Origin of the sequence: Methanosarcina sp. UBA289, from assembly GCA_002496565.1 — an archaeon.
GTDB lineage: Archaea > Halobacteriota > Methanosarcinia > Methanosarcinales > Methanosarcinaceae > Methanosarcina.
This window is the reverse complement of sequence record DAKJ01000006.1, coordinates 18,342-44,180: the sequence shown is the minus strand read 5'-3', so window position 1 is coordinate 44,180 and position 25,839 is coordinate 18,342. Positions and strand designations below refer to the sequence as shown.

Sequence of the window (25,839 nt, the reverse complement as noted above, 5' to 3'; positions counted from 1 at the left end):
CAGCAGGCGCCTCTGGTTGCAAAAGCCGGTGCAAACGTTTTCGGTCCAGTTTGCAATACCAACACCAGCAAGACCTCAGCCTGGAACCTTGCACGTGCAGTTACCTTCATGAAGGCAGCTGTCGAAGCATCCCCAATTCCATGTCATGTTGACATGGGTATGGGTGTCGGCGGAATCCCAATGCTTGAGACTCCTCCAATTGATGCAGTTACAAGGGCAAGCAAAGCAATGGTAGAAATTGCAGGCGTAGACGGCATATAGATCGGAGTCGGCGACCCATTGGGTATGCCGATTTCCCACATTATGGCTTCAGGTATGACAGGTATGAGAGCTGCAGGAGACCTTGTTGCAAGAATGGAGTTCTCAAAGAACATGCGCATAGGAGAAGCAAAAGAGTACGTCGCAAAGAAACTCGGAGTCGACAAGATGGACCTCGTAGACGAGCACGTTATGCGCGAGCTGCGTGAAGAACTCGATATAGGGGTCATTACATCGGTACCAGGAGCAGCAAAAGGTATTGCAGCAAAAATGAATATCGAAAAGTTGCTCGATATAAAGATAAACTCCTGCAATAAATTTAGAAAACAGATAGCATAAAGAAAAAATTCAGGTAGCAACCTGAGTGTTCCTCCACAGTAGGGATAAACAAGATCCAGACTGGAGAACTACGGACCTGCCAAAAAACAGCAGTAGGATAGCTATTAAACTCCTCAGGCGGGTCCGAAAAATTCTTCCTTGGTAAATAGCGACCACATTCCCTACTGTTATTTCTATTTTTTAGAGGGTTAACGTACTTTTTAATACAGTTAGCTAATTCTCACCAATACGCTTCTTGAAGCCATTAGTGATTTTATCAGATAGTTATTTTACCAGAGAGTCATTTATAACTATTTGAGGCATTTATAATGAAAAAAGAAATATTTTCAATGTTAATGGTCAGTCTATTAGCAATCAGTGCTGCTGGTTGTGCGTCTACAGATGATGTGACACCCAGCACTAACGATGAAGCATTACCCCCTGCAATTTCTGAAACTTCGTCAGTAAATGAGACTACTATCGTTGCGGATAATATTACTGCAGACAGAGCAAAGGAAATCGCTCTTGCTCATGCCGGACTTACAGAAGCTGACGTTACTTTTGTTAAAGCAAACCTTGACACCGACGATGGCAGACAAGAATATGAAATCGAGTTTTACAATGCCAGCACCGAGTACGATTATGAAATCGATATGTCTACCGGAGAGGTTTTAAGCTATGACTCTGATGCAGAAAACTATTCGGCATCCGGCAGTACACAATCAGGCAATACTAATACGTATATTGGGGAAGAAAAGGCCAAATCCATAGCACTTGCAAAAGTCCCAGGAGCAACTGAGTCCGATATCCAGCTTCATTTTGATTCTGAAGATAGAATGGCAATATATGAAGGGTCTATTGTTTTTGGCAATATGAAATATGAATTTGAAATCAATGCAGCTACTGGAACAATTGTGGATTGGAGCGTTGAATCTGTTGTTGATGATTGAGATACTGGAGAAATAGTTAAACTTTATAAGTGTAAATAAAAAACTAGGTAAGATATTTCAAGGATATAAACTCATTAAATTAATAAAGCATAGTAAAATTTATTCTTTAATGGAACTTTGCAGTCGAACTGAAAAATCAGTGGCATCAAACATTTAACTGTATAAAATAGAAATAAAAATACAATATTTACCATTTTAATTTTGTACCTCATGTGAGTATGTCCTACTTTTAGGGTCACTTTTGATCAGGTCATTCTGAAAGGGCTTTTGCGGAGACTCCAATAAATTTTCTGAACCCATTTCGGGAATTCTTGATTGTTATTTTATTTAGAGTGTATTTTAATTTGTTATAGTTGTTAGTATGTTTCAGTTTACTTTAATTTATTTAAAAAAATATGTATAAATATAGTTATCTTTTTTAATTTGTGTTTCACAACTGTCCATCTGTTTCTTAGTAGAATTTTTACGACATACTCCTATTATATTGTTTTCAATTAGCTTGTCCTACTACTTTTTGATTTTACAATTTAATTCCACCAATTTCGAAATATTTATATATTTTTACGTGCTTTTATTATTTAGTAAATCAAGTTTGCTTGATTTGCTCTGTAAAGTGCCATATTAAATCTCTGTAAATCTGCAGACTCCTGAATTAATTTGCCTTTGAACCTCCATTAATTTTTCTTCTTTTTTATTTTTTATATCTGGTTTTTATTTTTGGTTTCAATTATATATTTTATTGCCAAAGACCACAAAATGAAAACAGATTCCGATTCCTTGCCTTCCAGCCCAAGGTTTATAACTTGATACGATGATTATGCAGGGAATTCAAAGTTTTTCGCTCAAGTCTTTTCGGAGAAGGCTTGCAGGCAAGCAGTTTTTTTCAAAAGGCTTGTGCATAAATTCTGGTGAGAAATATGGCTGACACAGTTCACTGGGCAGACGTCATAGCCGAAGAAGTGCTAAAAAACAACGGCAAACATCTTGTTGCCACAGGCATAACTCCTTCGGGGCATATTCATATAGGTAACATGAGAGAAGTCGTGACTGCCGATGCTGCATATAGAGCTCTAATTGATAAGGGGGCAGATGCAGATTTTATTTATATTGCCGACAATTATGATCCCCTGCGCAAGGTTTACCCATTCCTTCCCGAGAGTTATGCCGAACATGTGGGAAAACCCATATCCGAAGTTCCCTGTCCCTGCGGAAAATGCGCAAACTATGCCGAGCATTTCCTGAAACCTTTCCTGGAAGCCCTCAGACGCCTGGGTATCAATCCTCGGGTTTACAGGGCAGACGAGATGTACAGGACAGGAAAATACACCGAAGCAATAAAAACCGCCCTTGTTAAAAGAGACGAGATTGCGAAAATCCTCGAAGAAGTCTCGGGGAAAACCGTAGCTCCGGATTGGAGTCCTTTCAATCCCAGATGTAATCAATGCGGAAAGATCACAACCACGAAGGTTACGGGCTTTGGTCTGGAAGCTGAAACCGTAGACTATGTCTGTGCATGCGGACACTCCGGAACCGTGCCTATGGCAGGGGGAGGGAAACTTACCTGGCGCGTGGACTGGCCTGCTCGCTGGTCGGTTTTAGAAGTGACAGTTGAGCCTTTCGGAAAAGACCATGCTTCAAGAGGCGGTTCTTACGATACCGGAAAGAGAATAGTAAAAGAAATTTTCGGGCACGAACCTCCGTATCCTATTGTTTATGAGTGGATAATGCTTGGAAAACAGGGAGCAATGTCTTCTTCTACAGGGGTCGTTGTCTCGATTTCGGACATGCTGGAAGTCGTGCCTCCTGAAGTTCTTCGTTACCTGATCATCCGCACAAAACCTGAAAAACACATTCAGTTTGATCCTGGACAGCCTCTTCTCACTCTTGTGGACGAATACGAACGACTTAGGACGCAGTTCAGGGAAAATGATCCTTTGCTCGGTACATTTCAGAAAAGAGTGTATGAACTTTCCAGGGCAACAGGGATCTGCCAGTCTGAAATTCCTTTCAAGCAGATGGTGACTATCTATCAGGTAGCAAGGGGAGATTTTGATCAAATCCTGAAAATAGTGAAACGTTCAGGCTTTTCAACTAAGGATGAAAAGTGTATAAAAGAACTGGTAGATAACGTTTCTAAATGGCTCGAACTCTATGCTCCGCCCTTTGCCAAGTTTAAAGTGAAAGAAAAGGTGCCTGTGCAAGCGGTAACCCTATCCGAACTTCAGAAAGCCTTTCTTTCAGCCTTTGCAGCCCTTATTGAGTCCAGAGGCGAAATCAGTGGAGAAGAATACCATATGCTTGTCTATTCTGCAAAGGACGAGGGTTCCGAACTAAATAGACGGATTGCGGAAAAGTTGAATATTCCCTCTCCGCAGGTTGATCCTAAGGAGCTTTTCAAAGCAATTTACATTTCATTACTCGGACAAAGCTCGGGCCCTAAAGCCGGATGGTTCTTATCTTCATTTGAGAAGGAATTCCTGGTAGAAAGGTTCGAAGAAGCTTCAAATTACAGCCCTGAAAAACAGTCATAAACACGGATGAATCGCAAAAATGGATAATTCGGATACTCATAATCTCGCAGGTTCACAGGCAGGTCCCTCGAAGATTCATTTCCTTGCCTGGGACAAAGAATACTCCCATCTGAAATGGGGTGGGCCTGCTCCTATTCGGGATATACAGGCCTATCTTCTTCCGGGGTCCAGGATTCTTGATGCAGGCTCGGGAAATGGCAGATACCTTGGAGAACTCGCAAGGCATTACAACGCAGTAGGAATTGACATTTCATTAACGGCTCTTAATGGTTCCAGAGTTCAGCTTGCAAGGAGTGGAAGGTTTGCTGAGCACCTTGGGGCAAGTATTTCGGATCTTCCATTTAAAGCCCAGACTTTTGATGGAATTCTCTGTTACGGGGTACTCCAGCACCTCTTCAAAGAAGAAAGGGAATCCGCTGTTAAAGAATTCAGTCAAACACTCCGAAAGGGTGGTCTTTTCTTCTTTGAGGCCTTCGGCTATGAGGATATGCGCTGCGGAGGAGAAGCCTCAATCCCTTTTGAAGAGAAGACTTTTGCCCGACAAAATGGAATAATCTACCACTATTTTACTAAAGAAGAGATCAGGGAAGTTTTTAAGGAATTCGAAATTATAGAATTGGAAGATGCAATAAAAGAAAAAATATTCAAAGGGAAAGTTTACAGGAGACATCTGATAAAAGGAGTCTTTCAGAAACCATGAAGATCTTCTGAAAACTTTTTAGAAAAAAGTTTTATCAAAAATTCTTCCCATAACTTTCAATATTTCATGAAACTATGCTGTTATTTACTGTTATACGAAAGCTATTTTCAGATAATTCAGCACAATTATAACAAGCGCTCCGAAAATGCCCCCTATTGCGCAGATAAGAACTGCTACCCAGGTAATTGCGATTTCAAGTCCGAGCAAAAGTTTTGCCGCCATAAGGACTAAGACCCCGAGTACTGCGTTTATTGCAAGGCTGGTTGCGGTCTTAAGTACTTTATACAGGACAAAGGCCACTATGATTGCCAGAATCAATACTAAAACTTCTATAATTCCAACTACCATAAATCATACATAGGGGCTCAACTTATTTATAATTATCACTGAGTTTTAGAATACAGCTTCGAGCTATGAAAGATTATATATCAGACTTGAGCAGGACGTCCGAAGACTTTTTTTGCAAAAAAAGGGAAAAAATTTCAGGCTTTTTACTCATAGAGCCCTGAGAAACTCAGTAATAATTTTTTTGAGTGAGGCTTTGTCCGAATAAGCTCTTGCCTCAAGTAAAGGGTCTGGATTTCCCAATACCATTGCTGAAACTATTGCATTTGGGCTGTAAAGGCAGAGAACGGGAATTTCCTGGACAAGCGCCCTACAGATTTCATAACCCACGCCAATGGATGGCACCGTAACTTCTGCAATCAGAGCATCGCTTTTTACAAGCAAATTCATGTCCCTTATGTAAATCTCTTCCTCTGTCATTGTCATTTCGGTTTTTTCCAGCTCAGGATCTGCAACGTGCCAGCTGAGGACTTCCGACCCTGCTTCTTTCAAGATATCAAACATAAACCTGTATGTATCAAGCAGTTGCCTCCCCCCACGGATAGATCCGGAAAGAAAGATTTTGGGGCCTCTGTTTTCAGAAACCTTCATTTTCTCCAGGTTTTCCATATTATTTTCACCTTCTAATCCACATTCCTGGCACTTCCGGCTTTTACTGGACACCCCTAAAATAGTGTCCTGTAGTAAAACCTTTTCCAAGCTTTTCGCAGTTGTCCTTACCTTTTTTTCCAGATTCAAGGTAAATATCAATCGCTTTCCTGTACGCCCGAGTTACCTTTCGAATCTCGTCTGGATTTTCCATTCCCAGAGTTTCGATCCTCAGACTTGAAACTCCACTTTCAAGGATTTCAGGAACGTATTCAAGCATGCAGAGCGATCTAGAGTTAAGTAGATGCATCCTGCATTCATAGTCCATAAGCAGGGGAAACTCATAGTTTTTCTCGTCTACCAATTTAAACTTTCCTGACCTGCAGGGGGCACTACATTGCCCTTTATTGTTCCCGAGCAGCCCGCCTGTAAGGCAGTGTTCGGATTCTATGAGTTCAAGCCTGCCGTAAACAATACACTCTGCAGGCCCGTGAGATGCAACACTTTTTAATTCCTCAAGGGTCAGCTCCGGAGAAATTACCGCCATCTGAGCCCCTTCCTGCAAAAGAAGGGCAAAAGTATGGCTGTTAAAGATGTTCAGAGGACTGTCCACGATAAAAGGGATTTTTCCGGCTTTTGCGAGGCCCATAGTTCCCAGGTTTGAAACAAGGACTCCGTCAGCTTCCGTTTCTCTTACCCGAGAGAAGATTTTTTCTACAGACTCCATTCTAGAATCTTTAACAAGCTTTGGAGTAATGAAATAGATTTTCTTCCCTGCCTTTTGCGCCTCCGCAACAGCATTTTCAAAAACGGCTTCAGGCCTTTTTGCCGGGCTCTCTTTTTTTCCTGATGTTTCCGGTCTTCTGAAAAGTCCTTCTCCAAAATATATTCTATCGGCCCCGCCTGCAAGCGCCCCTTCAAGCCCTTCAAGGGAATAAACGGAAACCGAGAGCATAGGACGTATAGGAAGGCTCTCTAGAATAGTTTTTTCGGTTTCCTGTCCTGCCTTCTCTCTAGATTCCTTTTCTTCAGATTCGAAGAATTGTTGAGTATCAAGAGGCTTTCGCTTCCACCTGAAAATACGCAGGTTTTCAAGCTGCTCTATTGCTTTTGTCCTCAGCTCATTCAACTGTCCCATAGGAACAAAAATATCCCCATCCACAGTGACATGAAGTTCAGCAGCCTCAAAAATTGTGTTTCCAAGTTTTGAAAGTTGTTTTTCGATTTGAGACTTTGAAGTAGGCTGTTTTTTGGCTTTCTCAACCAGATATTCGGACTCAATTGCTACTGCGTTTGAATCTCTGTCTTTTACTTCAAGCCTTATCGGCCTTCCCGGTGCAATAATTGCAATGATAAATACAGGGATTTTAGGCCTCAGGCTTCCGGACTCGCTTTCTTTTTTGAGGGAATCCATAAGCTTTTTGTCATGTGTTCTGTACACCGTGCTTCCTGAAGGTGCTCTTGAATCGAAGGGAATTTCTACCATATCTCCCGGTCCTGCACTGTATACTTGGCCCTTTCCTGTATACATTGAGGATATGATTTTTCCTTTATCTTCGGGCCTGGTCTCTGCATTTTCAACCATTATCCCGTCTCCCAGGCGAAGAGGCTTTGAAAGTTTTACCCGGATACGGGTTGAACGCCTGTCATATCCTATAACCGTACCTGCCGGAACTCCACGGTTGTGAGGGTTCTCCCGGCTCATGAGCTCCCAGCGCGGGTTTTTAAAAAAGTAACCCTGAGTAAAACCCCTGTTAAATAGTTGAGTGAGGGTTTCCTGCTCTTCTTCGGAAACGTAATACTCTGCAGGGTTTTCAATATACCTGTCAATCAGGCGGCGGTAAATCCTTACAACGCCTGCAACATACTCAGGCCTTTTCATCCGGCCTTCGATTTTAAAAGATTCAATCCCGGCTTCTATAAGGGCCCCCAGTCCTGAAGTCGTGTTAAGGTCTTTCGGGCTTAAAAGGTAGCTTCCGGTTGTTTTGATAAGTTTTCCTTCGCAGTATAGCCTGTATTTTTTGCGGCACGGCTGGGCACAGAACCCACGATTTCCGCTCCTTCCCCCTATAAGGCTGCTCAGGAGACACTGGCCGGAATAAGAAATGCAGAGAGCCCCATGTATGAAAACCTCGATTTCAGTCCCGGTTTTCTTTCTCATTTGTTCAATCTCTTCAAGCGAGCACTCCCTTGAGAGCACAACCCTCTCTATTCCCAGTTTTTTTACAAATTCGACCCCTTCGCTATTATGCAAAGTCATTTGTGTGCTCGCATGCAGCGGAAGATCAGGCAGATATTTTCTTGCAAGGGAGATAAGCCCGAGATCTTGAATTATGATTGCGTCAGTTCCGATTTGTCTCAGCCAGGAAAGCAGTTTAAGGGCGTTTTCTACTTCTTTTTCCTTAAGTAATGTATTTACGGTTACGTATACCTTCACGCCTCTTAGATGAGCATAATCGATGGCTTCTTCAAGTTCTTCCTCTGAAAAGTTTGAGGCATACCTTCGAGCACTGAAAGCCCGGGCTCCGAGGTACACAGCATCCGCCCCATTTTCTACGGCCGCAACAAAAGCTTCCATACCACCTGCCGGGGCAAGCAGTTCCGGTTTTTCAGGCTTCATCGATGGAATTAGAGAGCCTGCACTTTATTAAACTTTGGCATCCTCTCTATTTCCTGGAAACCTGAAACTGAGATTATAAGAAAGAATTACAGCATAGCAATTCCTATTATAGCAAGTTGAGAGGCTTTATAAGGAAATTTTACTGTGTACCTACAGCGTATCTACATGTATCTCTATAATTTTCTTGCATGGAATAACTGAATAGTGTGAAAATAACCCAATAGCTTATAAGCAAATAATCTTTTAAAACAGTGAAGCCATCATTAATGACTTATAAATTTAAGGGATATCTAACAGACTTTCCGTTATTGGGTTAATAATACTGAATTTAATTCAAATTAGTTATATGGATGGGATTATAAAATGGATATAATATTAGGAGCAACAGGACAGATAGGCTCAATGCTTGTTGATAATCTTATAAAGAGAGGTCAATCCGTAAGAGCTGTTGTTCGAAATGGTTCTAAAGCAGAGAGATTGAGAAGTAAGGGTGTTGAGGTTAGTATTGCAGATTATTTTGATGTAGAAGCCTTAAAAAAAGCCTTTCAAGGAGGAAGTTCAGCTTTTCTATTAACACCTGAAAATCCTGAATCTCAAGATTTTATAAGCGAAACTAAAACGATTTTAAATAATTATAGAGAGGCTATTTTAGCATCCGGCATCACTAAAATTGTTGGTTTGTCATCTAATGGGGCACAGCATGAATCTGGAACAGGTAATCTGATGGCATCTTATATGCTGGAACACGCATTTTCTGACCTTGAAATCGAACAGGTTTTTGTCCGACCTTCTTATTATTTTAGTAACTGGCTTGGATATTTAGAATTGATTAAGGAACATGGAATACTGCCAACTTTTTTCCCACCTGAGATGAAGGTGCCTATGATTGCTCCTTCCGATGTTGCAGAATTTTTGTCAGAGGTAATAGTTTGTAAAATCCCAAAAGAAAGAATATATGAGATAACCGGACCCCACGCTTACAGTTCTTTAGATATAGCAAAGATATTTGGAGAGGTATTAAATAGAAATGTCATTTTACAGCAGGTGCTACCTGAAGAATGGGAAAGTACACTGATACAGACAGGGTTCTCAAAAGATGGGGCAAAAAATCTTGCACTTATGACAAAAGCAGTTATTGAAGGAAAAACTAAAAATGAGATATCTAATCCGGTCTATTTTTCTACAGACTTCGAAAGCTATTTGAAAAATTTTATATAATCGGTTCTACTGACGACTAATAATAGATTACTGGGCGTTATTGAGTATACTAGCAGAGCGTTTTTGTTTGCTCTGCTAGAAAATATTAAGTTACAACCAGGGATTGTAGCATAGCCAAAATAAAAAAGAAGCTATGAATTGAAAGTGTTATCGGGCAAGTCAAATAAGTATTTCTTTTGGGTTTATACCTTTGGCCCTATTATCCAGCTCACGGTCCTCCCGGTTTTCTCATCCTTTGAAGCATCGCAGAGCATCTTTCCATCGTGCATGTGGCATTCACAGGAGTAGCCTAGTTTGTCTGTTTTTCCTACATATTTGAAGTGTATCTTACAGTACCCCTCCGTACATCCTATCCCATACTTGACCCAACCCTCAATATCCACTCCACCTTCGCAGCTCCCTTCACAAGCAACGAGCTCAAAACTTTTTTCCTCATAAGACTCGATTTTAGCAGGAGCCTGGCGGCCTTTTTTATATTTCCCTTTCTCAATTTTCTGAGCTTGAAGCACTAGATCCTCGCCAGTGTTGTTAAGAATCTTCAGCTGCAACCCCTCAAGAAGTTCCATGGTTTCGGCTGACATATATATTCCCCCAGATAAATAAAGAATCCAAATAAGAATTCCGCATAAGATATTGCCTCGAAGAAATAAAAAAGTATCTCAAGATATCTAGGAATGTATATAAAAATCTCCGGAAAGATAAAAACAGGACAATTAAGATCAAGGGAACAAATTCTGAAAATCAGGTTCCTCGAAGAAAAATATGTTTACTTTACTTATTCCGTGCATATAGGGTTTTTGCTTGCAATTAGGACACATGCCAGGGTACTTTTTAAGGAAAGCTTCTTCGAGATCCACACCATAAAGATTAGCAATGCCCCTATCCAGGCGAAGTAATCTGCAAGCTCCCCTTCGATATTTTCTAGCTCTTCCCTGCGGATGGCTTCGGCAAGTTCTCCAATTTCCTCAACCAGCCAGAGTATAGTAGCGTTACCTTCCCTTTTCCTGTCATTATGATCATACAGTTCGTATATCAACCCTTTTTAAAAAGGCCTGACCGAAAAGAGGAGATTCCTGTCAATGTTAGTATAGTCCTTGAATTAGTTTCTAGAATTCTGAGATCTCTATTATCTTCCCACTCCCTTTTTTCTGCTTTTTACTGAATTTAGAGCCTTACGGGAATTTCACGTTCCTTGAGGTATTCTTTAACTTCTTTAATTGAGTATTCCCTAAAGTGGAAGATGCTTGCTGCAAGGGCGGCATCGGCTTTTCCTATTGAGAATCCCTCATAGATGTGTTGAGGGCTTCCAACTCCTCCTGAGGCTATAATCGGGACATCAAGCTCTTCAGAAAGCTTTCTTGTAATTGGCAGGTCATAGCCAGCACATGTTCCATCTCGATCCATGCTTGTGAGCAGGATTTCTCCTGAGCCCAGTCCTTCTGCCCTTTTTGCCCACTGCACGGCATCGATTCCTGTAGCTTCCCTGCCCCCGTAGATTACTACCTCGTACCAGGCAGGGGTCCCGTCCTCCATTTCAAGAATGGTTTTGTCGGGGTTATTCTTTACATCGGTATTTCGCCTGCAGTCAATCGCAGTAACAATACACTGAGCTCCGAATATATCTGAGGCTTCTTTGATGAAGTCAGGATTCTTGACCGCAGAGGTGTTAACTGAGACTTTATCTGCACCAGCTCTAAGAATCTGGCGAATTGCGTCGATAGAATTTATCCCCCCTCCAATGGTAAGAGGAATGAAAACTTCATCTGCAGTCCTTTCAATCACATCGATCATGGTTTCCCTACCATGAGCCGAAGCTGTAATATCCAGAAAAACAAGCTCGTCTGCGCCCTCTTGGTTGTAGCGCTTGGCGAGTTCCACAGGATCTCCGGCCTCTTTCAGGTCCACGAACTCAACCCCCTTAACAACACAGCCGCCCGCTCTGTCAAGGGTCACATCAAGGCATGGTATTATTCTTTTGGTGAGCATCTATGGGATAATGAATTTAACTGTTATTAAAAGCTTATCGAAATCAAGTCAATGCCCGCCCGTCTTAACATTAAAAGCAACATTTCGCAGACTGAAAAGACAGGGATAAGCGACGGTAAGCGAAAATAAGTTGAGGTCCAGAGGCCCAGGAAGGAAATTCTGAGCGCTCAAACAGGCACTAACCGAAAATATTTATCACACGGGCACCCTCAAGCCTTGACATCTCGACTTCGGAACTTTCAAGCACCTTTTTCCTAACTCTTATCGGAGCTCCAACACGCAGGGCAAGAGCAATGCAGTCACTTGGCCTTGCGTCAAATTGCATGATACTGTTGTCTTTTCTTATAAGAAGCCGGGCGTAATAGATCTTGTCCACCTTTTCATCAATTAATACTCCCTCGATTTTCACTTCCAGCCTGTCGAAAATATTGAGCATGAGGTCATGAGCCATGGGCCTCGGTGGAGAAATCTTTTTAATTACGTTTCCTATTGATAAAGCTTCGAGATGTCCGATATATATGGGAAGCATATTCCCCTGTGTATCTTCAAGAAGCACCACAGGAGTCGGATCTGTAAAAACATCGACTATGTAGACATCCTTGACTCGAATTTCCTCAAAGTCCTCATAAATGTCGACGCCCATATTCAATAGATGATTTTACACTTATTAATACCTTATTTAATTTTTTTAAAATTTTTAAAGAAGCCGCTTAAAGCTGGGTTCTACCTTTTTCGGATCGTAATCTTAGAGTTCAGGACTTTTTCGGAAGCCATGTTTTCCAATCAAGGGTACAAAAACGACCCCACCTTTTTTCTTTTTATGTATATTGCCCTTGCTGTCCTTTTTAACTTTATAGAGTTCTTGAGAATAGTCCCCTACAGGAATGACCATTATACCCCCCGGCTTCAACTGTTCCAGCAAAGGCTCAGGAATATAGGGAGCTGCGCAGGTCACGGCTATTCTGTCGTAGGGAGCACACTAAGAATAACCCATTGAGCCATCTTCAAGTACTACTGTAACATTCTCATATCCTGTTTTTTTCAGGTTATCTCTTGCAAAATTCACAAGGGCTTCTATGCGTTCAACAGCATACACATGTCCGCTTTTTCCTATTAGTTCCCCCATAACTGCAGCATTATATCCTGAACCTGCCCCTACTTCAAGGACTTTGTGACCTTCTGAAAGTTCAAGAAGGTCACACATAATCGCAACCATATGCGGGGCAGAGATTGTTTGCCCATAGCCGATTTCAAGGGGTCTATCTACATAAGCTGCTTTTTGCTCATACTCAGGAACAAACTTATGTCTTGGGACACGAAGCATAGCCTCGCGAACATTATCTTTCAGCAACAGGTAAGCCCCAAGATTGTCTACGAGGCGCCTGCGCATTTCTTCGAGTATTTCTTCCTCTTCTTTATCTCTTTTATTTTTTCCTTTACCACGGCCCTCTTCGGAAATCACGTTGACCCGAACCTTCCCCTTTCTTTCTCGCAAAAATTCTTTTTACGTATTTTGCAAGCACAACATCGCCTTTTCTGGATCGGAATGCTCCGTCTCTCACCTTGATTTTGTTAATGAAAATGCGTTTATTTCCCACTCTTTCTTCGGATCCTACGACAAATTCATAATCTCCAGGCACGCGTTTTTCAAGAACTTCAGTTTTTTCAGTTCCTGCCTGTGCGGAAAATTTTACAGTTACCTCATCAATAGCTCTGCCCCAGATTGTCTCGGTATCTTCTGCCCTGGCAATCAGGACTCGTTTTCCTCCTGCATCAAGAGCAGTGATCAATATAGGCACCACTACTCCTGTTTCTTCATCATCTACAACCAGCTCATCGTCTACCTGAAGGACAGTCTCAGAATCGAGTTCAGTTCTATAAGTGTTTGAAATGTCCATCTTACTTACTATCACTTTCAATCTGACAGATTTAGGGGTTTTAAGCTTCGCAGCATGCACCTGCCCGCATTCCAGACAGCGTACAAGCGGGCTCTGCCCCTCTTTCAGAACCTCATGCCCTACCTCTTCTTCAGGGGAACATGAGGGGCACTCAACTTCAATTTCTCTTGTCATGGTATAATCAATAGATGGATTCAAGATACTAAATACTTAACTTCTCCGGATGCCTTTCTTGAAGATTTACCAGTTAGAAAGTGCTATCAAAAGTTTTATTATAACAGAATGCATAGTCTAACATCTCATAATTGAGATGCATCTCAAAATTAAGATAGGTGCCGAAAGTGCCTGATATTGAATACCTTAAAAAACTCGCACTAATGGGAGCAGTAAATAAAACCATCAAGGTCTCATCAAGCGAGTTTCAAAAGCACACGGGGGCAAGCTCCAAAACCGCAGCAAGAAAGCTAAAGCAGCTGGAAGAGGAAGGGCTGATCCAACGGAAGATCGTTCCCGGTGGCCAGTTGATAAAAATGACAGAAAAAGGGATTGAAGTTCTTAAGAACGAATACGTCGACTATAGTAGGATCTTTTCTCCGGAACCCGAAATTCTGGAGCTTGAAGGAAAGGTGCTTAAGGGACTTGGCGAAGGCCAGTATTACGTAAATATACCCGGGTATCGGAAGCAATTCGAAGAAAAATTGCATTTTGTACCTTTTCCCGGGACTCTGAACGTACAGCTTTCTAAAAGCAGTTCGCCTATTAGAAATCTTTTACGTGAAATGCCGGCTATCCGGGTAGAAGGTTTCAACGATGGAGAACGGACATTTGGAAGCGGAAATTGCTATCCTGTTATCGTTGGCGGTATAGAAGCTGCTGTAGTAGCTCCTGAAAGAACGCACTACCCATCAGATTTGATTGAAATTATTGCACCGGTAAAGTTAAGAGACGCCTTGGAATTGAACGATGGGGACAGAGTTGTGGTAAAGTTAAAAAAACAGGGCATGGAGAACCAAAAATGAGCGGAAGTACAGTTTACGAATGTCTTACGTACAGAAATGAGAACATCAACCAAGCACTGGAAGCCCTGAGAGCCGGAAAAATGATCCAGATTTACGATTCGGACTCGAGGGAAGGAGAAACTGATCTTGTAATCCCTGCAAAAGCGGTCACTTTCAAAGATGTAAAATGGATGCGAAAAGATGCAGGCGGCCTTATCTGTGTGGCTGTGGATCCTGTGGCTTCAAAACAGCTAAAGCTGCCCTTTATGGCTGAACTCGTCCGGGAAGCCAGCAAAGCCAGTGACGTGCTTGGGGAAATCGTAGAGAAAGAAGGCGACCTCAAATATGATTCTCATTCTTCCTTTTCTCTCTGGGTCAATCACAGAGAGACCAGAACCGGCATTCCTGATAACGAAAGAGCCCTTACTATCCGGAAAATAGGGGAAATTACTGAAAAGAAGCTGTCCGGAGACGTAATTCATTTTGGAGATGAATTCCGAACCCCTGGGCACGTTGCCCTGTTGAGGGCTGCCGAAGGGCTTCTGGATGAGCGCAAAGGCCAGACCGAACTTTCAGTTGCCCTTGCCCGTATGGCAGGCATTACCCCTGCAATGGTAGTCTGCGAGATGCTTGACGATAATAATGGGAAGGCCCTCTCCAAAGAAGACTCAAAAGAATACGGTAAAGAACACGGGCTGGTATTTCTAGAAGGGCAGGAAATAGTAGAAGCTTATATGACATGGACAGGCTCGGAATAAGAATTCTTTTTTCTTCCGCTTTTCTTAATTTAACTTTTTCATCTTAATTTTTTCATCTGATTTATTCATTTGACTTTTTCATGTTATTTATTTCATTTAATTTTTTTCATCTGATATTTTCGTCTCTTCCTTCAGCAACCCCAAGGATCAAATAGCAAAAAAACCAGTTAAGATGCATGGCTGGAAACGTTTTCGGGCAGATGTTTCGAATTACCACCTGGGGCGAATCCCACGGCAGGGCTGTAGGTGTTGTAGTAGACGGATTGCCTGCAGGGCTTCCTTTCTCCGAGACTGACATCCAGAAAGAACTAGACAGGAGGCGCCCGGGGCAGAGTGAGGTTTCAACTCCTCGGCACGAGGCTGACAGGGTGGAGATCCTTTCGGGAGTTTTTGAAGGAATGAGTACAGGTACTCCAGTTTCCATGCTTGTCTGGAACTCGGATGCCAGGTCTTCAGCTTATGATGCCATTAAAGATACTCCCAGGCCCGGACATGCCGATTTTACCTATATGGCCCGCTATGGAATGAGAGACCACCGTGGGGGAGGCAGGTCTTCAGCCCGGGAAACAATAGGCAGGGTTGCAGGTGGAGCCCTTGCAAAACTCCTGCTTTCCAGATTCGGAATCCGAGTTGTCGGGCATGTGATCGAACTCGGAACCATCCGGGCAAAGCCCCTTTCTTTTGAAGAAATCCTCGAAAACATAGAAAAGACCCCTGTACGCTGTGCCGATCTTGAAGCTGCTGAAAAGATGCTTGAGAAAGTTGCGTCCCTTCGGCAGGAAGGAGACAGCGTTGGAGGCATCGTCGAGCTCATTATAAAAGGTGTGCCAGCCGGCCTTGGAGAGCCTGTCTTTGATCGACTGGATGCGGACCTTGCAAAAGCCCTTATGAGTATTCCTGCTGTCAAAGGTTTTGAAATCGGAGCAGGATTTGAAGCTGCTCGCCTGCGCGGAAGTGAAATGAACGATCCTTTCCGGATCGAGGAAGGAAAAATAACCACCTCGAGCAATAATGCCGGTGGGATTCTCGGAGGAATTTCAACCGGCCTGGATATCATTTGCAGGGCAGCAGTAAAGCCAACCCCGTCCATAGGAAAACTTCAGCAGACCGTTGACCTCAAAACATTAGAAAATACAGAAATTGCAATCAAAGGCCGGCATGACCCGACAATTCCTCCGCGCATGGTGCCGGTTGCCGAAGCCATGGTTGCCCTTGTGCTTGCCGACCATATGCTCAGGAGCGGTTTTATTAATCCGAGGACTTTGCTGGAGTAAGAGAATGCAATGGAACTGTATCCAAACCCACTAAAATATCCATTTCAACTGATACAATTCCAGCTTATGCCAAATTGTTAGGAATTATCAAAAATTATTAGAATAGTTTTCAAAATAATAAGGTAGCTTTGCCTTTACCCGTATTTTTTTGTGACTTTTTCCTCTAGAATTCACTCTGACGATAAGCATTCTCCATCGCAAATTCTTTTCAACTTTCTCCATCGCAAATTCTTTTCTTTTTGCTCTTGAAAAACAAGATTGTTTTACCAGATAATTCTGCCTTTTATCGAATTTTTTTGCCTTTTCCAAACCTGAGTCTGAAAAAGATCTGGTACTAAATTCTAACTTTTTATATTGGTAGAAATGCCGTGTAAAAAATCATAAAGTTGTGAGGTCACAGTTTCTTTATCACAGGAAATAGCTACGGTCTCTGTCGTTATATAAGCATTCTGTGTACAGTCTCTGACAATTAAAGATCAAGGAACGATTATAACTTGAAGACGGTATGAGAAGAACAAGTTTGAAGATTTGGCTAGAAAAACTTATAAAGTGTATGCTTAAATTAAATTATAGAGTCCAATTTATTTAAAAATTGTTAGTTATTGAATTTGTGTTTACTTTTGCAGTTTCGAGGGGATCTTAGTTGAAAATGAGGGCACTGACAATTATTTGCTTGCTTATAGCATCACTGATATCTGGATCAGGCTGCATTGACAATAGCAGTGAGCCAGTAAAAGAGACAAAGCTAGCTAATGAAACAAAACTAGTTAATGAGACAAAGCTTGAGGATGAGATGAACACTCAGACTAGTTCATATAATTCCACCGAAGAAGACGTTTCTATAGAGAACTCCTCCGAAAAAAGTAAAAATGCCCTTAAACTTGAAGGGCAAAACTCCTTTTCCAAATATTACAGTAAAGAAAATCTGCAGTTCGAGGCTGCAGTTCCCACTTATTCTCTACCTTTACAAGCTTCCGAAATTGTAAATTATGATGATTTTGTCCAAAAGATTCCCCTAACTAAAGAAAGCAGAGATTTACTATATAAAAATGGTTTTATTGTAATCGAAAATGAAGTCACCAAAAATCAATTTAAAGTGGAGCAAGTAAATGTAACTTACAGAGACCTGAAAGTGGCTGACGTTCCTATATTCATCACGTCAGACTCTCTCCTCCACCTTTACCGTATCCAGTTTGATGAGACCTTAAAAAGGGTTGAAGAAAATGAGTTTTACGACGAGCTCTGGAGACTTGACAAAACGCTCCTTGAATCTTCCATAGAAGATTATAACGAGATAAAAGAAAACAGTTCTTTATCTGATGAAGTAAAGGAAGCTGCAAGAAGAAATGTTGCATACTTTGCGGTTGCCCTTAGTTTGCTTGAAGAAAAACCAGATCCAAATCGGATACAGGTCAAGTCTACAGAGACTTCAAGTTCAGAAAAATATAGCTTTGAAGTCCCGAAATATGTGCAGGAAGATGTAGAGGCTGAACTCACTTTGATAGAAGCTCAAAAAGAGGGAGTGTCTCCGATTTTCAAGTACAGTGAAGATTACTCTCAGTACACTCCACGGGGACACTATACATCCTCTGAAAAACTTCAGAAATACTTCAAGGCCATGATTTGGCATGGTAGAATGAGTATGCTACTTAAGCCGGACATGATTAATACAGAAGACCCGGAAAATGAAGCGAGAATCCAGACTATACAGGCTTTTTTGATTTCTGACCATTGTGATAAGGACAAAAACCTCCGAGAGAGATGGGACAGAATCTATAACGTAACTGCTTTTTATGTCGGTTTTTCTGATGACCTCGGGCCCTATGAATATACAAAAGCTCTGGATACTATTTTTGGAAATGACAGATACGGAGTAAGTTTCAACAACGAAAGTCTTACAGCACTGAAAACCGAGCTGAAAAAATATGAAAGCCCAAAAATCTACAGCGGAACAGGGGAAATAATTCAGGCAGGCTCTGAAACCGAAAACAAAACTCTTGAGGCTACAAAAGGATTCAGATTCATGGGTCAGCGATATACTCCAGACTCCTATATTCTCCAGAAACTAAAACCTCCTGCCCTGAACATTATGGATCTTCTCGGTTCTGAAAGAGCCAGAGAACATCTGAAAAATCAGGGTATTTCTGAAAATGAAGAATACAAAAAAGCTCACACATCTCTGAAAAATGAATTTGAAGCTTTTGATGAAGAGGACTGGAATAAAAATCTCTACTGGGCTCAACTGTACGCTTTAAAGCCTCTCCTAATAAGTTATCCAGAGGGCTATCCTACATTTATGCAGACTGGAGCCTGGGAAGATAAACAGCTTAACACAGCTCTTGCTTCCTGGACTGAACTCAGGCATGATACTATTCTCTATGCAAAGCAGGCTCGTTACACAGGTGTACCCTATATTCCAGAAGAAAAGCCTGTTCAGGGGTATGTGGAACCAGTTCCCGAATTCTATTCCAGGATGCTTGCCCTTACAAAAATGACACACAATGGGCTGGCTGAAATGGAAGTGCTTGATGAGCAGTCGGATAAAGATTTCACAACTCTTGAAAACACCCTTGAAAAGTTGCTGGAAATCTCGATAAAAGAGCTTGAAAACAAAGAGCTGACAGATGAAGAGTATGAGTTCATAAGAAATTTCGGACAAAACATAGCCCCAATGCTTGAGAACGTAGATGAGGATTCCCAGAGGTCGGTCATGGTCGCAGATGTCTATACAGATAGAGAAGGAGAGATTTTGGAAGAAGGAACCGGAAAACTGGATCTCATAGTTGTAGCCTATAAACAGCCCGATGACAGGATTGTGCTTGGAGCAGGTCCTGTGATGAGTTATTATGAATTCTGGCAGCTCCCAGGACAGAGGTTGACAGATGAAGAATGGAGAGATATGCTGGCAAATAATCCTCCTGAAAGGCCAAAATGGGTTGAGTCTTTTAAGATATAAAAGATACATGTATAGTTAATTTTTTCATCCATTTTTTATTTTAAGGGTACTCTTGCGTAGTCCAGAAAAAACATGTAATGTGCCAGATTTCTAAAACTAGAAAAGGCAGGTACAAAAATTAAAAGGCAGAGAGGTAAAGAGGGATAATTCTGGAAGGAAGTAAATTGTTTTCGCTAATAATTATCGGTTTATTCTCGGCAATTTTCCTTTTATCCCTCTATGAATCCGGCGATTTGTCCTGGGTTACAAATGATGATATTAGTAACTGTGGTGGAGAAAACAGACTGGCTCCTTCAGATGTAATGCAAAGAATATATGAAAATGATAGCGGTTTCCAAAACCTGACAAAAGGAAACTATTCAGGCATAGGTGCCATCTTCAATGAAACAGGGGAATCTGTAGCATATATTCGGATTAACGGCTGGTATATTCACGAAGTAACTGTTGAGCTGCAAAATGGTACATTAAAAAACCTTGGACCGGATGTTTCCATGGAAGAGCTCTACAGAGAAGCTGATTCCCTGAACGGGTCCGTAATATCTACTTATTCGCAAATGACCGGTGGAGAGTTCTACATGATAACTATTGATACGCCAAATGAGACAGTGAAATCGATTGAAAAGATGGATGAATTGCCTGAATGGACTACAGAAACTGTAATTAAGGAAGTTTTGGAAGATGGACCTTAAGGTGTAACTGTATGAAAGATACGACCTCGATTTCAAATAAAATTCAGGAAATAGCCGGAGTTTTATTTGGAATCGTATTATTTTATTCTTGGCTTATATTTAGGTCGTGCACTATTAGTTAGTTGATATTAGTTCCAAAACATATTTAGTGGCGCATCATACCTTTTTTGCAATTCAGTAAGGTCAATAACATGCTTGATGCACGAAACATAAGGCATTTCTAGCACTGGAAAATAAATCATGAGAACATCAACCGCATGATGATGGACGACCTATATTTATATATAATACAAAAATGTTATTTTTTTCAGAAAGGACAGTTGTAAGTGGCAGCGAAATAATCACTGCTCAATATTGGGGTCAAATAGATCAATGGCTTGGGACAGGTCTTATTTTATTTTTTGTGATTTTCGGACATTATTTATTGTATAGTAAGAATATGAGTAGAATTGAAAAAAATAGTGACATAGTCGGTATGAAAAGCGCATTAATAGGCTTTATTCTGTGGCTCTTAATAACAATAATTACTTTCTTATTTAGAATTACTATTCCTTATTCTCTCAATATAGCCGGTGGATACATTATAATAATTTCCATTTATTTTTTAATGAGAAAGAATCTATATGAAATTTCAGATTTTGAGTAATAGCGGAATAGTTTTTTCTTTTCAAAATCTGCGTTAATAGTACAAACAAAAAGAAAGAACCTCCCTCAAAAAATGTGTAATTATGAAGCACGATTTTTAGGAGAAAAGTCATCTGCAAAATTTCGATTAGTTTTTGGGACTTAAATTTAGAGAATTGTAACATTTCACAGGTGCCTTCAATCTTTATTTTGAAAAAAAGACTTGCGATATCTGAACATAGACATTCTATGCAAATTATTAAACAATTAATCACATTAAGTGTTACAATTAAAATTTTGTACTTAGTATGCTAAATGGCGGAACACCTGTTGGTGGCAGCGGTGACTATGGTGAGCATAGTGTTACTTGCATGGGATACTATGATGGAAATACTGACTACGTACTTTTGCATGATACATGGGATACAACCACCACACGATACCTGGCTTTTGGAAGCTGGACTGGAGCTATGGCAACATGGGTAAAGTACGTGAGTTCGTGAACCCATTAGACATGTGACGCTAGGGAGCTGGACTGGAACTGTGTCAGCATGGGTGAGACCTTAATCACCCATTATATTTTTGTTAAACTGGAGCAGGCATATGTGTTATAAGAAAATTAATAAGAAGATAGCACTTTTAATTTTTTTCATAGCTGCTGTTATTGGAGTATGGTTATTACTAGATTTCATTCAGATCGGTCCAGGACTGCCTCCTTCAGAATCCATGCCAAAATGGTACATCCCTGGAGCATGGCAAAAAAGTGAACAGGGATGCACGGCACTTTTCCCGAAAATTTCTTCATACTGTGAGATGGGTAATTTTTCTGGAGGAAAATTTATAAGTGTTTGGTATTTTGATGATGAATCTGAATTCTTAAAAGGAGAGAATACCCTCTATCGTTATCTCGAAGAAAATGGTAATGTGTTCCAGCAGGAGCTAAATATTAGTAAAGAACTTCAAGAAGAAACTGAAAAGCGTGAAGTTGAAAATTCCTATAACCTTACCTCTTTTAATGCAACAGGATATGAAAGCCCTGAAACGTCAGGATATTTTCTAGTGTATGAGAGACCTTTCCTTGAAACTCGAGAAGATTATTTTATAGTTTATTACGGAATCATGGGCTTAACAAATTTCACTGAAGAAACACCCGCGCTGAAAAAATTGATTGCAGAATCCTATTATATGTCTAATGAAGAAGGAAAAGTTGATGGTTTAAAGATGGGGAATGAAAAAGGAAAAGGAGACTCATTACTTCCATGGTTTTAACAAAAAAGTTAGTTTTCATTATCATTTTTTCAATGAGAAGATCCCAAAACCCAATATGCGACTCAAATTATTTAACTCAGAATAATATGTTGAATTTCAAATATAAAGGAGTTTCAAATGCGAAATTTTAGAAAACTACTTTTATTTCTGTAATTCATACCCCTAGCTGCAATCATAGGTTATTATTTGTTAACATTTCTTCTTGTTGGTCCAGCAGAGGAGAACTTTTTTGAGTTAAGAAACCATGATGTAGGAACCCACGAAGTATCAGTTGAAATACTCAATTCTCATAATGAATCTATATTTAAGGAATCGTATAAGCTCCGTCCAGACGAATCAGTCTCAAAAACAAAACCGTTTAATCTTAAAAACTCTTTTGAACAGAAAAAGTATACATTCAAAGTTGTATTAGATAACGGAGTGGCAAAAGAAAAAACTTCAATATCTTTGCATCGTTGGAGTACAGCCATTATAGATATATACTGGAATAATGAGACACCAATAATGATGGAGTAGTTACGGTTTAAAAGGAGAATTTCTTATTCTTCAATGAGTTTTCTAGGCTTTGGATTTACGTTTACTAATTAATGAATTTATTTTTCCATTTTGACTTTTAGATAGATTATTTGATAATAAATTGCCAACGACTCTGGATGAAATTAAAACCCTTACTATTTGGTTTTTTTCTTTCCACAATTTTTCATATGAAATGGCAGAATATTAATATTACTTTATGAATATGACCTTTCAGATATAAAATTTGAATCTTTCATGTCTTAATTGGATAAATTCCCGGTAAATTAATCTAGATCTTATTCGCTCTTCAAGCTATGAATTTAACTTTTTAATTATCGTTAATTTGTAAATCTCATTAAACTTTGAATGCTATTAATAAAAACAGCTAATTTATGATCGCCATGACAAATGCACCAAGACTTATTGCATGGGAACTGACTGCAGGGTGCAACCTGAACTGCGTACACTGCAGGGGAGCTTCCACTTCCTCGGTTCCGGCAGGTGAACTTACAACTGACGAAGCTAAACATTTCATTGATGAAGTTGCAGAGCTTGGAAAACCCATTCTCATCCTGAGCGGAGGCGAGCCTCTGACCAGGCCTGACGTTTTTGAAATTGCGCGTTATGGTACTGATGCCGGGCTTCGAGTAGTGCTTGCAACAAACGGCACACTTCTTACGCCTGAGATCGTGGAGAAACTGAAAAGAGCGGGCATCCAGCGGCTCAGCATCAGCATTGACGGAGCGACTGCAGAGAAACATGACAATTTCAGGGGCATGCCCGGGGCTTTTGAAAGAACGCTTGCAGGCATTGATGTCCTAAGGAAAACTGATTTTCCCTTCCAGATCAATACTACGGTCTCAAAACGCAACATAGAGGAAATCCCCAAGACTCTTGAGCTTGCAAAAGATATTGGAGCAGTTGCGTATCACATATTTTTCCTTGTGCCCACAGGCAGGGGAGAGGAATCCGATGAGGTTTCCCCTGAAGACTACGAGCGTATTCTGCACTGGTTTTATGAGATACATAAAGAATCGAAAATCCAGCTAAAAGCAACCTGCGCCCCCCATTATTTCAGGATAATGCGCCAGCAGGCAAAAAAAGAGGGCATTGAGATCTCAGTTAAAACCCATGGCTATGAGGCAATGACAAAAGGCTGCCTCGGAGGCACAGGTTTCTGCTTCGTATCAAGTGTAGGTAAGGTCTACCCTTGCGGCTACCTGCCTCTACTTGCCGGCGATCTCCGGGAACAGTCCTTTAAGGAAATATGGGAAAACTCCGAAGTCTTTGCAAAACTCAGAAATCCCGACGAACTTAAGGGAAAATGCGGAATCTGCGAATACAAAAAAGTCTGTTCTGGCTGTAGGGCAAGAGCTTATGCTGCTACAGGCGATTATCTTGAAGAAGAGCCTTACTGTATATACAGGCCTCGAAAAAATGGTAGTGATCAGGATGATTGAAGTTGAAAACTGTAAAACTCAGCTCCAGCAGGAGAAAGCCAATTTTCCCTCTCACATGCAGCCTTACGAAGAAGAAGTTCCTGAATTTGAACTTGATGAGATTGATAAGAGAATTTTGAACCAGATCCAGCAAGAAGTTCCCCTTGAAGTCGAGCCCTTTGAGAAGTTAGGCGAAATTCTCGGCCTCTCCGAAATCGAGGTGCTTGAAAGGCTGCAAGAACTCAACAGGAAAGGAGCAGTCAGACGGGTAGGGCCTGTACTCAACACTAGAAAAATGGGCGGAGTAAGCACACTTGTAGCTCTGAAAGTTCCTGAATCTCGAATTGAAGAGGTTGCAAACTTCATAAATGAATACTCTGAAGTTTCCCATAATTACCTCCGAAACGCTGCAAAATATAACCTATGGTTTACCCTCTCGGCCCCCAGCAAAAAGAGACTTGAAGAGATAATTCACGAAATCCGGGAGAGAACCGGCTGTCCTCTGTTAAATCTCCCCACAAAGCGTCTCTTCAAGATAAATGTAAAGTTCGATATCAGGTGAAAAATGGATGAAAAAGATGAGACCCTATTAAAAAAGGTTTATCAAAAAATCCATATAAGGTGAAAAAATGGATCAAACAGATGTTGAACTTCTCAAGCTCGTGCAGGATGGAATCCCGCTAACCCATTCCCCTTTCAGAGGTCTGGCTGCCGAACTTGGGATAAGTGAACAGGAAGTTGTTGACAGACTTAAACGCCTTCAGAAAGCCGGAAAAATCCGGCGTTTTGCAGCTTCAATAGGGCACAGGGCAATAGGAATAACAGCCAATGCTATGTGTGTCTGGAACGTCCCGGGGGAGCAAATTGAAAAAGTCGGGACAATAATGGCCAAATTCCCAGAAGTGACTCATTGCTATGAACGTCCGCGCTATCCTGACTGGCCATATAACCTGTTCACTATGGTTCACTCTTATACTCCAGAAGACTGTAAAGAGGTAGCTGTCAGAATCTCAGAAGCTACAGGAATTAAGGATTATACCCTCTTTTTCAGTGAACGGGAGTTCAAAAAAACCGGGGTCAGGCTGTAAGGTGTTGCATTAAAATTTATCATTGCGAGGTTCCTGGCTATGGCTGAAACAAACAATATTCTCCCGCTTATGCTTGATCTGTCTGGCAGAAAAATCGTTATCTTTGGAGGAGGCTCGGTTGGAGAACGCAAAGCTGAACTCTTCTCAGGATGTGCAGATACTCTTGTTGCCAGCCTCGAATTCTCCCAGCGCCTTCAGGAACTTGAAGCTTCAGGACAGGTGCGGCTTGTTAGGCTTGATCTGCTTGAAGCTTCGGATTCCGAACTCAGAGAACTAATTTCAGGGGCTTTTATTGTCATACCCGCGACAAGCAATTTTGAACTTAACCAAAAAATCACTGCCATTGCAAGGGAGAGCGATATTTTGATTAATCAGGTTGACGCTTTAGGTAGTGTCGTAATCCCATCAGTAATAAAAAGAGGCGACCTTGTAATCGGTATTTCCACTCTCGGCCACAGTCCTGCAGTCTCAAAATACACCCGCAAGCAGATCGAAGGTTTGATAACTCCAGAATATTCCAATATGATTCGGCTTCAGGATGAGCTTAGAAGTTATCTCAAGCATCATGTGGCAGAACAGAGGCAGAGAAAGGCAATTCTCTGGAAAATTCTTGAAAGCAAGTTTGTCTGGAGTGGCTTTTCCGAGTCTTATGAAACAGCAGCGGAAAGAGCATACAATATAATTTCAGGTTGCCTTGAAAATTCCAGCAGGTAAAACCTGACAGGGAGCTAAGAACTATAAGAACTTTCGAAGAATAAAAACAAGAAGGAAATAAAACTTCTTGAACATAAATACTCTATGAATCAAAATATTCTG

At 41.1% G+C, this 25,839-nt stretch carries 23 protein-coding genes and 2 pseudogenes; 16 read left to right on the top strand and 9 right to left on the bottom strand.

Annotation, left to right across the window (positions count from 1 at the left end; genetic code table 11):
• The 4 genes and pseudogenes from mtbB to BP549_RS02520 form a co-directional block, all read left to right on the top strand.
• Positions 1 to 597: pseudogene (mtbB, locus tag BP549_RS02535) on the top strand ([dimethylamine--corrinoid protein] Co-methyltransferase); the annotation flags it as partial.
• A 308-nt stretch (positions 598 to 905) separates the two neighbouring features.
• On the top strand, positions 906 to 1,526 hold the full coding sequence (locus BP549_RS02530) for a PepSY domain-containing protein (protein ID WP_292377860.1): 621 nt from the start codon (positions 906 to 908) through the stop codon (positions 1,524 to 1,526).
• A 917-nt stretch (positions 1,527 to 2,443) separates the two neighbouring features.
• Positions 2,444 to 4,057, top strand: a complete 1,614-nt coding sequence (lysS, locus tag BP549_RS02525) for a lysine--tRNA ligase (protein WP_292377859.1) — start codon at positions 2,444 to 2,446, stop codon at positions 4,055 to 4,057.
• A 19-nt stretch (positions 4,058 to 4,076) separates the two neighbouring features.
• Entirely contained in the window at positions 4,077 to 4,757 is a 681-nt protein-coding gene (locus BP549_RS02520) for a class I SAM-dependent methyltransferase (RefSeq protein ID WP_292374345.1), read from the top strand.
• A 90-nt stretch (positions 4,758 to 4,847) separates the two neighbouring features.
• Here BP549_RS02520 and BP549_RS02515 read toward each other — a convergent pair whose 3' ends face one another.
• The 3 genes from BP549_RS02515 to BP549_RS02505 all read right to left on the bottom strand — a co-directional run bounded on the left by BP549_RS02515 (position 4,848) and on the right by BP549_RS02505 (position 8,310).
• A complete protein-coding gene (locus BP549_RS02515) occupies positions 4,848 to 5,105 on the bottom strand; it encodes a pro-sigmaK processing inhibitor BofA family protein (protein ID WP_292374346.1) in 258 nt (85 codons plus the stop codon).
• A 147-nt stretch (positions 5,106 to 5,252) separates the two neighbouring features.
• The gene (locus BP549_RS02510; protein ID WP_292374348.1) at positions 5,253 to 5,711 is read right to left on the bottom strand and encodes a nucleoside 2-deoxyribosyltransferase; all 459 of its coding nucleotides are present in this window, start codon (positions 5,709 to 5,711) and stop codon (positions 5,253 to 5,255) included.
• Between the two features lie 43 nt (positions 5,712 to 5,754).
• Complete coding sequence (locus BP549_RS02505) at positions 5,755 to 8,310, bottom strand: DUF3656 domain-containing U32 family peptidase (protein ID WP_292377858.1); 2,556 nt, start codon at positions 8,308 to 8,310, stop codon at positions 5,755 to 5,757.
• A gap of 363 nt (positions 8,311 to 8,673) precedes the next feature.
• Here BP549_RS02505 and BP549_RS02500 point away from each other — a divergent pair, with 363 nt between their 5' ends.
• On the top strand, positions 8,674 to 9,528 hold the full coding sequence (locus BP549_RS02500; protein ID WP_292377855.1) for an NmrA family NAD(P)-binding protein: 855 nt from the start codon (positions 8,674 to 8,676) through the stop codon (positions 9,526 to 9,528).
• Positions 9,529 to 9,710: 182 nt separating this feature from the next.
• Here the strand turns inward: BP549_RS02500 and BP549_RS02495 are convergent, their stop codons facing one another.
• The 6 genes and pseudogenes from BP549_RS02495 to BP549_RS02470 form a co-directional block, all read right to left on the bottom strand.
• Entirely contained in the window at positions 9,711 to 10,109 is a 399-nt protein-coding gene (locus BP549_RS02495; protein ID WP_292377853.1) for a hypothetical protein, read from the bottom strand.
• Between the two features lie 194 nt (positions 10,110 to 10,303).
• Positions 10,304 to 10,564, bottom strand: a complete 261-nt coding sequence (locus BP549_RS02490; protein WP_292377850.1) for a MazG nucleotide pyrophosphohydrolase domain-containing protein — start codon at positions 10,562 to 10,564, stop codon at positions 10,304 to 10,306.
• Positions 10,565 to 10,692: 128 nt separating this feature from the next.
• Positions 10,693 to 11,514: an imidazole glycerol phosphate synthase subunit HisF gene (gene hisF, locus BP549_RS02485; protein WP_292374358.1), complete on the bottom strand. Its 822-nt coding sequence runs from the start codon at positions 11,512 to 11,514 to the stop codon at positions 10,693 to 10,695.
• Positions 11,515 to 11,692: 178 nt separating this feature from the next.
• On the bottom strand, positions 11,693 to 12,157 hold the full coding sequence (locus BP549_RS02480; protein WP_292377847.1) for a bifunctional nuclease family protein: 465 nt from the start codon (positions 12,155 to 12,157) through the stop codon (positions 11,693 to 11,695).
• 102 nt (positions 12,158 to 12,259) lie between these two features.
• A pseudogene (locus BP549_RS02475) lies at positions 12,260 to 12,904 on the bottom strand (protein-L-isoaspartate O-methyltransferase).
• Positions 12,905 to 12,950: 46 nt separating this feature from the next.
• Positions 12,951 to 13,610 carry an HVO_0476 family zinc finger protein gene (locus BP549_RS02470; protein ID WP_292377844.1) on the bottom strand — a complete coding sequence of 220 codons (660 nt, stop codon included), beginning with the start codon at positions 13,608 to 13,610 and terminating at the stop codon, positions 12,951 to 12,953.
• Between the two features lie 143 nt (positions 13,611 to 13,753).
• On the opposite strand from BP549_RS02470, the gene BP549_RS02465 reads away from it, so the two are divergent.
• From BP549_RS02465 to BP549_RS02415, 11 genes are all read left to right on the top strand, one after another.
• Positions 13,754 to 14,431 carry a winged helix-turn-helix domain-containing protein/riboflavin kinase gene (locus BP549_RS02465; protein ID WP_292374362.1) on the top strand — a complete coding sequence of 226 codons (678 nt, stop codon included), beginning with the start codon at positions 13,754 to 13,756 and terminating at the stop codon, positions 14,429 to 14,431.
• A complete protein-coding gene (gene ribB, locus BP549_RS02460) occupies positions 14,428 to 15,168 on the top strand; it encodes a 3,4-dihydroxy-2-butanone-4-phosphate synthase (protein ID WP_292377842.1) in 741 nt (246 codons plus the stop codon). Before BP549_RS02465 ends, ribB begins: the two co-directional genes overlap by 4 nt.
• Before the next feature lie 176 nt (positions 15,169 to 15,344).
• The gene (gene aroC, locus BP549_RS02455) at positions 15,345 to 16,442 is read left to right on the top strand and encodes a chorismate synthase (RefSeq protein WP_292377840.1); all 1,098 of its coding nucleotides are present in this window, start codon (positions 15,345 to 15,347) and stop codon (positions 16,440 to 16,442) included.
• A gap of 649 nt (positions 16,443 to 17,091) precedes the next feature.
• Positions 17,092 to 19,398, top strand: a complete 2,307-nt coding sequence (locus BP549_RS02450; protein ID WP_292377865.1) for a DUF3160 domain-containing protein — start codon at positions 17,092 to 17,094, stop codon at positions 19,396 to 19,398.
• Between the two features lie 164 nt (positions 19,399 to 19,562).
• Entirely contained in the window at positions 19,563 to 20,087 is a 525-nt protein-coding gene (locus BP549_RS02445) for a hypothetical protein (protein ID WP_292377837.1), read from the top strand.
• Positions 20,088 to 21,019: 932 nt separating this feature from the next.
• Positions 21,020 to 21,214, top strand: a complete 195-nt coding sequence (locus BP549_RS02440) for a hypothetical protein (RefSeq protein ID WP_292377835.1) — start codon at positions 21,020 to 21,022, stop codon at positions 21,212 to 21,214.
• Between the two features lie 100 nt (positions 21,215 to 21,314).
• Positions 21,315 to 21,980 carry a hypothetical protein gene (locus tag BP549_RS02435; protein ID WP_292377833.1) on the top strand — a complete coding sequence of 222 codons (666 nt, stop codon included), beginning with the start codon at positions 21,315 to 21,317 and terminating at the stop codon, positions 21,978 to 21,980.
• Between the two features lie 908 nt (positions 21,981 to 22,888).
• Positions 22,889 to 23,956 carry a heme b synthase gene (gene ahbD, locus BP549_RS02430; protein WP_292377830.1) on the top strand — a complete coding sequence of 356 codons (1,068 nt, stop codon included), beginning with the start codon at positions 22,889 to 22,891 and terminating at the stop codon, positions 23,954 to 23,956.
• Positions 23,949 to 24,497 (top strand): siroheme decarboxylase subunit alpha, encoded by a 549-nt coding sequence (ahbA, locus tag BP549_RS02425; RefSeq protein ID WP_292377828.1) that lies wholly within the window; start codon positions 23,949 to 23,951, stop codon positions 24,495 to 24,497. The genes ahbD and ahbA overlap by 8 nt, the downstream gene beginning before the upstream one ends.
• Positions 24,498 to 24,564: 67 nt before the next feature.
• Positions 24,565 to 25,023, top strand: coding sequence for a siroheme decarboxylase subunit beta (ahbB, locus tag BP549_RS02420; RefSeq protein WP_292377826.1), 459 nt, complete (start codon positions 24,565 to 24,567; stop codon positions 25,021 to 25,023).
• A gap of 39 nt (positions 25,024 to 25,062) precedes the next feature.
• Complete coding sequence (locus BP549_RS02415; RefSeq protein WP_292377823.1) at positions 25,063 to 25,737, top strand: precorrin-2 dehydrogenase/sirohydrochlorin ferrochelatase family protein; 675 nt, start codon at positions 25,063 to 25,065, stop codon at positions 25,735 to 25,737.
• Positions 25,738 to 25,839 lie beyond the last annotated feature (102 nt).